Source organism: Thiocapsa sp. (assembly GCF_011390875.1).
Taxonomy (GTDB): Bacteria; Pseudomonadota; Gammaproteobacteria; order Chromatiales; family Chromatiaceae; genus Thiocapsa.
In genome coordinates, this window is the sequence record NZ_JAABRP010000121.1 from 1 (window position 1) to 8,061 (window position 8,061).

Sequence of the window (8,061 nt, forward strand, 5' to 3'; positions counted from 1 at the left end):
AATCGACCTCCCCCAGCGGGCGATCATCGAGCAGCACTTCAAAGCGCGAGCCGTCGGGCACGAGCAGCCGAGCGGTCCATCGCCCCGCCTCGCCGAAGGACTCCCGCGGGGTCCAACAGCCCATCGCCAGCACCTGATCGATCGCCGGCTCGGCACCCGGATGGACAATCAGACCACGACCCGGGACGGTACGCACCAGATGATGGAACTGGCGCTGGATCTGACCGAGATCCTCGAAGATGTCCGCGTGGTCGAACTCGAGATTGTTGAGGATCAGTGTGCTGGGTCGATAGTGGACAAACTTGGAGCGCTTATCGAAGAAGGCGGTGTCGTACTCGTCCGCCTCCACCACGAAGAAGGGTGCAGAGCCCAACCGCGCGGACAGTCCGAAATCCAGCGGCACGCCGCCGATCAGGAAGCCGGGCGCGAGACCCGCGTCCTCCAGGACCCAGGCGAGCATGCTTGCGGTCGTGGTCTTGCCGTGCGTGCCCGCCACGGCCAGCACCCAGCGATCGGTCAACAGATTCTCGCGCAGCCACTCCGGACCCGAGCAATAGCGCAGACCGCGATCCAGCATGGCCTCCACGGCCGGAATGCCCCGTTTCATGGCGTTGCCGACCACCACCACATCGGGCGCCGGATCGAGGTGGCTCGGATCATAGCCCTCCATCAACCCGATGCCGGCCGCCTCGAGCTGGGTGCTCATCGGAGGATAGACGCTGGCGTCCGAGCCCGTGACGCGGTGACCGAGCGAGCGCGCCAGCAGGGCGATGCCGCCCATGAAGGTGCCGCAGATGCCCAGGATATGCAGATGCATGCGTGTTCCAGCTCCTCAGGCGCCGCCGAAGGCGATGCCCATCAAAAGGACCACGCCGACCTTGAATGCCACGGCGATCGCCGCGCCCTGACCAAGCGTAATCTGAAAGGTGTGGCGCAGGATGTGACCGGTCACCACCACGCTCCACACGAAGACCACCAAAAGCAGGAGGGCGCCGAGTGCGGCCAGATCAGTCTCTTGCGAGCCGGTGGGATTGAAGCTGAGCGGAATCAGCGCGATCGCACCGATCACGACACCGCTGCCCAAGAGCGCCGTCGCGGATTGAATGAAGCGCGCATCCAGACGCATGACGCGCAAGGCGACAAAGAGTGCCCCGAGCGTCATCGCAAGCTCGAACAGGGTCTGCGCAAGGCTCGCGGCGATCGACAAATCGGCGACAAGACCGATCATCACCCCCACGGAAAGGCTCGCGACTCCCACGACGGCAAGCAGGATCTCCGAGGCCGGAAGGTCCTGCGGGGTCCTGCGCAAGGCGCACAGCTCAACGAAAAATAAGATCAAGGCCTGCACGGTCACATCCTTCGGCGAAACCTGATTCAATCATAACCGCCCGAGTCGCTGCTGCGGCAACCTTCATCTCGATCGGGCCACGTCGGAGCGCGAGGACGCACGCAGTAGGAAAACCCAACCCACAGCGAGCAGCACCATGACCGCCGCGAGCCCGATCGCCGGAGCGTTGCCGAACCGCACATAGGGCGTCGCGCCGGAATAGGGTCGGACCTGTGCCGCAAAGTCCCCGCGCACGAACGCGGGCACCGTCCCGAGCACCAGTCCGCGCTGATCGACGATCGCCGAGATCCCGGTGTTGGTGGCACGCAGCAAATAGCGCCCGTTTTCGAGCGCCCGCATGCGCGCCATCTCGAGATGCTGATGCGGCGCCAGCGAATCGCCGAACCAGGCGTCGTTGCTGACGTTGATCAGAAACTCGGCCTCGGGCATGGCCTGCGAAACCTCCGCCGGAAACGCGTCCTCGTAACAGATGGAGACACCCGCCAAGCGATCGCCCACCGCAAGCAAGGGCCGCTCGGAGCTGCCGCGACTGAAGTCGGACATGGGGACCTCGAAGAGATCCACCAACGGCCCCAGCCATGCCTTGAAGGGCATGAACTCGCCGAAGGGCACCAGATGGCGCTTGGCGTAAAGATCCTCCCGGCTGCCTAGACTGAGCAAGGCGTTGAAGTGACGCCCGGTGTCCGAGTCCATGACCGGGATGCCGAGGACGATCTCGGTCCCCTCCTCCCGTGCGCGGGCGGCCATGGGCTCGATGAGGACGTCACGCACACGATGCAGAAAGTCCGGGATCGCCGTCTCGGGCCAGACCACCAGATCCGCATCCAGATTGCGCTCGGTCAGCTCCCAGTAAATCTCCATCGTCGAGACGAGCAGGTCGGGATCCCACTTCATTGCCTGCGGGATACTCGCCTGCACCACCACGGCGCGAAAGCTCGGCCCGGACGGCGCGGTCCAGGACACCTGTTTCAGGAGCATCCCGCCGCCCCAAACCAAGACCAGCACCGCGGCAGCCGCAACGCGCCCCCGTCCGGACCAGTGCAAGAGTCCCCAAAGCAATCCCGCCGACAGCAGGATCAGCAGACCGACGCCGTAGACGCCGAGGATCGGGGCAAAACCGCCGAGCGGACCGTCGATCTGGGTGTAGCCCAAGCTCAGCCAGGGAAAGCCGGTAAACAACCAGCCACGCAGCCACTCGACCAGGAGATAAAGACCCGGGAACACCAGGAGCGGAACCAGCCAGGCCGGCCCCCGATCCAGGCGCCGAACCATCCAACCCAGAAGCCCGAAAAAGAGCGCGATCGCCGATACGAAGACCCCGGTCAGCAGATGGGCAACCCAGGTGTCCATGTTGCCGAACTCGTTCAGGCTGATCCGGATCCAGAAGACCCCGAAGCCCATCAGACCGACGCCGAAGAGCCAACCCACGAGAAGACCGATCCGAGGCGAGGCGCCGCTCAGCGCGGCCAAAAACCCCAGAAGGCCGATCAAGACGAACGGATACCAACCGAAGGGGGCGAATCCAAGCACCATGACGGCGCCGCTTGCGCAGGCAAGCAAGGATCGCAAAACGAGGGCATGACGCGGCGAGGGCGAGAACATCGAGGGACCAGTGGGTTGGAGACACGCGCGGCGGTTCTAACAGTCGCAGCTGTCGGGGTCAACAGGCCGCGGCGCCGACGGTGCCGGCTGACCCGCCGCGGGAAGCGGCAGTGGCATCTCAGACCCGTAACCCTGCGCGAAGTCGACACCGATCGACTTGAGCTCGGCGATGATCTGTTCCGTCTCGGCAGACTCGCCGACCGTCTTCACACCCATGAGATGACCGACTCGGTTGATCATCTCCACCATGGTGCGATTCAGAGAATCCGTCTCGATCTCCTGCATGAAGCTGCCGTCGATCTTGATGTAGTCCACCGGCAGGTTCTTCAGGTAGCCGAACACGCTCGTGCCGCTGCCGAAATCATCGAGGGCGAAGTAGAAGCCGAGATCTTTGAGGTGATCGACGAACTGCCGTGTACGTCGAAGGTTATTGATAACGGATGTTTCGGTCATCTCGAAGCAAAGCGCCCCCGGAGGGAGTCCGTGAAGACACGCCTGCTCGTGGATAAACCCGGGCAGCTCATCGGAATTGAGCGACGTGCAGGAGAGGTTGATGCCGCATGTCAGAGGAGCGCCCAGGAACGCGACGAGGTCGGCATAGCGGGAGCACGTTGTCGCGATGACCCAGTTGTCGATCGCGGAGATCAGAAAGTAGCGCTCTGCTGCAGGCAAAAAACGCCCCGGCAGAATCAGATTACCGTCCTCGTCGATCAATCGCAGCAGTATCTCGATGTGCTTGACGTCGGCGCCTACGCCTGTGGTCGCCAACGCGCGGTAGGACTGATAGAAGAGCACGAAACGGTCCTCGTCAAGCGCGCGACACAGTTTGGCCGCCCAATCCATCTCCCGGCGGCGCTCGGCTACCGCAGCGTCGGTCCGGCGAAAGACATGGATTCGGTTCCGTCCCTGTTCCTTCGCGGCATAACAGGCTGCGTCCGCTGCGCTGAACACCTCCGTCTGGGTATCTTGCCCCCCGCTGATGCCGACCAAGCCGATGCTGATGCCGACGGAAAAGGCCTGCCCTTCCCAGTTCAGCCGAAAGCCCTGTACGGCGGCCAGCAGGTCGGCGGCGATCAACTCGGCGCGATCGAGGGGGCAGCTCTCGAGCAGGACACCGAACTCGTCGCCCCCCAGCCGCGCCAGCGTATCGGACTCGCGCAGCTTCTCCTGCATCAGCGCTGAGATCTCCTTCAGCAGGGCATCACCGACGGCGTGCCCCGCCGTGTCGTTGACGATCTTGAACCGATCCAGGTCAAGGTAGCCGAGCGTATGGTGCTTGTCGGAGTTGCGGGAGGTCGCGAGCGCCTCCTCGACGCGGCTTTCAAACTCCCGGCGATTGACCAGCCCCGTCAGCGCATCGTGGGTCGCTGCCCAGCGAATACGTTGTGCAATGCTGCGTGCAACCGTCACATCGTGGAACACGAGCACGCCCCCGATCACCTGGCCCCGCCGGTCACGAATGGGCGCAGCACTGTCGTCGATCGAGATCGTCGAGCCATCGGGTCGCCTGAGCGCGGCCGGCTTGGAACGCGACCAATGATCGTTTTCGCGCAGTGCCTGCGCCATCGCGTCGGGGGCCGGCTTCAGCGAGTGCTCGTCGATCAACGGCATCACAAGAGCCAACGGTTGTCCGCGCGCCTGCGCCAGTCTCCAACCCACCAGCGATTCGGCCACCGGGTTGAGGTAATCGATCCGCTCGTTGCCGTCGGTCGTGATGACCGCATCGCCGATCGATTGCAGCGTGACACGCGCGCGTTCCTGCTCCTCGTAACGTGCCTCCATGATGCTGTGCTCGCGAATGCGCAGCGTCCGAATAATGCCGAAGACAGACCCGGCAAGCAGTAACCCAAGGAGGCCGGTCAAGGCGGTCTTGATCGCCACCGGCTGCAGCGAGCGCTGCAGCTCGATGCGACCGGCAAGGACCCCGGAGTCGAACACGGGGGCCTCGCGCAGCACCACGGGCACCGGAAGCGGCGTCTTCGTATCGACCAGGACGACACCCGTTGCGTCGCGGATCAGGGCGCGCTCGGTCTCGAGCGTTGTCGGAAAGCGGACCAGCATCTCATTTAGGCGATGAACCTGGAACTGCCAGAGCGAGGGCTCCACACTAATCAAACGATCGATCAACTCGGCCTTGATCATGGTCTCGGCCTCCAGCGTGGAGACCAGCGCGGTATAGCTGACGGTGAAGTAGCCCAGGGGGAGAAGCAGCGCAATAGCCCCCGACAGCACCAGACCGAGCACGTCGATCAGGCGCAGGAAACCCTGACCCGCCGCCGGTGCATTCGGACTCCCGCTTCCGGCCACCTACTGCACCCAGTGGCCGGTTCGCGTCAAGATATCGGCTCCCGCGACAGACCTCACGAACGAAATGAAATCCCGCACCGCGGTGGAGGTTTCGGACCTGGTCACCATGAACAGCGTCTTGTCGTACGGATAGCTGCCGTCGGCGATGGTCGTCCGGCTGGGCTCGACATCGTCCAGCTCCAGCGCCTTCAGCGCGCGTTTTTCAGAGAGAATCTGAGCCAACGTGGAGGGTCCAAGGGCACCGGGGATCCTCTCGAGGTTGTCGGCGGCATCTTGGTCGGTGACGGCGAACGCCATCCCCTTACGGGTTTCCGCCCGCGAGAGCGCCAGGTCCATGGCAGGCGACATGCTTTTGATCATGTCGCTGTCGGAGTCGCCGGTCGGACGCATCACCAGTCGAATGCGCCTGCCGTCGGGCCAATGGACGGACCTGCCGGCATAGATCTCAACCAGCTCCTGCAACGACAGTCCCGTTGTCGCGTTCGTAGAGGCGGTGGCGAAGACGAACGGCGTCCGAGCGTAGGCAATTTGCACCGCGCCCGCGCTGATCTCGGTGTCGGTCAGCGCCCGGCTTGTCACGGCAATCTGGATGACGCCCGACAGCATGGCCTTGATGCCGCCACTGCTGCCCAGGCTCGGCAGCACGGTGATCTCGGTGCCGGGCTGTGCCGCGGCATAGGCCTCGCCGAGAATTCGCATTGTTGCCAGCGCGCCTCCCGTGCCGCCAATCTTGATCTCCTCGGCATGCGCGAGATCCGGGCCGCAGGACAGCGCCGTGACTCCGGCCAACAACAGAGCGGCCGCGGCGGACTCCCGAATGCGCCGTGCAATTGCATCGACGACGAGTGGTTTCATGTTGGTCCCTTCCGACGATCGAGTCGCCGTCCTCGCGGTGTCGTACCGCGTCCATATCTTGCGCTTTTCCCGTCGGCGGCTCGGTGCGGAAAGATCCGGTGAATGTCCCACCGCGACGCTGCCGGGCGGCGGAGTCGACCGGAGTCATGCCGTCGATGCACCGGCCGCTAACCAGGAGGATAGGCCTGAAGCGGCACAATCGCCAGCATCGAGGGCCGGCAGGTCGCCCTCGGTGGGCGCACACGGGCGCTCCGGATCGGGCCAAGCGCATGGCCGGCGTGAACCGTATCACTCCAGATCGCAGATGCCGCCTCGTCCCGGCAAATGCCTGATCAACCGACGGCACGCCTAAACCGCGTCCGGAGGGAGATGCGTAGTTTTCATTTTGCGTTTGGCTTCGGAGATGTCCTCGACCCCGGTGAGACGCGGTTTAGAATTTAATATTTTTTAAGACTTTAAACCGCGCCAGCTCCGACAGTCGTCGGGGCTGGCGCGGCCAAGCCATTCCAACAAATGACGCATATCGCACCGGGCGCGGTTTAATCGTAATGATCGTCCTTCCACTGCCGCAGCGCCCTGAAGACCTCGCGGGCAGAGCCGAGCGGGCGTCCCGCGGCACGCTGGGCGGCTTCGACGACCGCCGGCACACGGCTCCGCAGGAAGGGGTTGGTCGCCAGCTCCAGCTCGAGACGCGACGGGACCGTGGGTATGCCCATCGCCCGTCGTGCACGATCGGAGTCCATCCGCGCACTCAGGGTCCGGCTGCCGGGTTCGACCCAGTCTGCAAAACCGAGATTCGCGAGCGTGTACTCGTGTGCGCAGTACACGAGGGTCTCGGGCGGCAGCGCGGCGATCCGGTCCAAAGAATCCGAGAGCTGCTCGAAGGTGCCGTCGAAGACGCGTCCGCAACCACCGGCAAACAGCGTATCGCCGCAGAACAGGCTGCCGGCTCCCAGGTAGGCAATGTGTGTGGAGGTGTGACCCGGCACTTCCATAACACGAAAATCGACGCTCAGGCCCTGCGGGCGCACCACCGCCCCCTCGCCCAGCGGATCGGTCAGGTCGCGGATCCTCGGGTCGACGGGGCCATAGATGCGCGCCTGGGGAAAGACCGAGCGCAGCTCGCTCAATCCGCCGATGTGATCGCCGTGGTGGTGGGTGACCAAGACGGCGGTGAGGACCCGATCCTCCGCGCGTAGGAGCTCCAGGACCGGATCGGCATCGCCCGGGTCCACGACCACTGCCGTTCCCGACGTCTCGGTCAGCAGCCAGATGTAGTTGTCCGAAAAGGCGTGGATCGGGCGAATCTCGATCATATACGGCTCCCGTGCGTCAGTCGTCGAAGGGGAGGCACCGAAAGACCTCGGCGTCTCGGCATGCGAACCGCACTCGCTGGGAGCGTCGCAAGTCGACGCGACGATCCGGGCGGCCTCGTGAAACCCGGTTATGATCACACGAACCAGGCTTCGGAGGAGTCTTGTCACCCTAAACCGCGCCAGCTCCGACGGTTGTCGGAGCTGGCGCGGCCAAGCCAATCCACCAAATGACGCATACGGCACCGAGCGCAGTTTAGGTCCGGGCAGTTGAACGCAATCGTCAAGGTCGTCGAACCATTGCATGGAGCACGAAGCGGCCGACTGCCGGATTGAGGGTCGCCGATACACTCGTTCCGTTCGGCACTGAAAGGGCTCGCGGCAATAACCCGATTATTGCTGATGTTGGACAGGGGTATTCGGGCGTTACAGTTACAATTCGGGCGCGCGGCTCGATCCTGAGCCCGCGGCGTCCTTGTCTTCCCCATCCGTTTCCGGCGAGGACTGGTTATGAGCTCGCACCCTTTGACACATCACGAGATCTTCACACTGGTCGAGCCCTTTACGCGGCGCTCGCGGCATGTCGACCTCGCCGCGAGCGACCGTCTCGAGCGACGCCTTCTGTTCAAACCCTTC

Annotated in this window: 6 protein-coding genes; all 6 read right to left on the reverse strand. The window is 64.0% G+C overall.

Going from position 1 to position 8,061, the window contains the following annotated elements; all coding sequences use genetic code 11:
• Positions 1–817: UDP-N-acetylmuramate:L-alanyl-gamma-D-glutamyl-meso-diaminopimelate ligase (gene mpl, locus GPT33_RS11215; RefSeq protein ID WP_296808788.1), on the reverse strand; the 817-nt coding region annotated here is incomplete at its 3' end.
• Positions 818–832: 15 nt separating this feature from the next.
• The gene (locus GPT33_RS11220; RefSeq protein WP_296808792.1) at positions 833–1,348 is read right to left on the reverse strand and encodes a hypothetical protein; all 516 of its coding nucleotides are present in this window, start codon (positions 1,346–1,348) and stop codon (positions 833–835) included.
• 63 nt (positions 1,349–1,411) lie between these two features.
• Positions 1,412–2,950: an apolipoprotein N-acyltransferase gene (lnt, locus tag GPT33_RS11225; RefSeq protein ID WP_296808794.1), complete on the reverse strand. Its 1,539-nt coding sequence runs from the start codon at positions 2,948–2,950 to the stop codon at positions 1,412–1,414.
• Between the two features lie 36 nt (positions 2,951–2,986).
• Positions 2,987–5,257: an EAL domain-containing protein gene (locus tag GPT33_RS11230; RefSeq protein WP_296808796.1), complete on the reverse strand. Its 2,271-nt coding sequence runs from the start codon at positions 5,255–5,257 to the stop codon at positions 2,987–2,989.
• Positions 5,258–6,112: a substrate-binding domain-containing protein gene (locus GPT33_RS11235; RefSeq protein ID WP_296808799.1), complete on the reverse strand. Its 855-nt coding sequence runs from the start codon at positions 6,110–6,112 to the stop codon at positions 5,258–5,260.
• A gap of 539 nt (positions 6,113–6,651) precedes the next feature.
• On the reverse strand, positions 6,652–7,428 hold the full coding sequence (gene gloB / locus GPT33_RS11240; protein ID WP_296808804.1) for a hydroxyacylglutathione hydrolase: 777 nt from the start codon (positions 7,426–7,428) through the stop codon (positions 6,652–6,654).
• Positions 7,429–8,061 lie beyond the last annotated feature (633 nt).

Coding starts and splice junctions, on each gene's coding strand:
- GPT33_RS11235 (WP_296808799.1), bottom strand. CDS start 6,112: ATGAAACCACTCGTCGTCGATGCAATTGCACGGCGCATTCGGGAGTCC.
- gloB (WP_296808804.1), bottom strand. CDS start 7,428: ATGATCGAGATTCGCCCGATCCACGCCTTTTCGGACAACTACATCTGG.
- lnt (WP_296808794.1), bottom strand. CDS start 2,950: ATGTTCTCGCCCTCGCCGCGTCATGCCCTCGTTTTGCGATCCTTGCTT.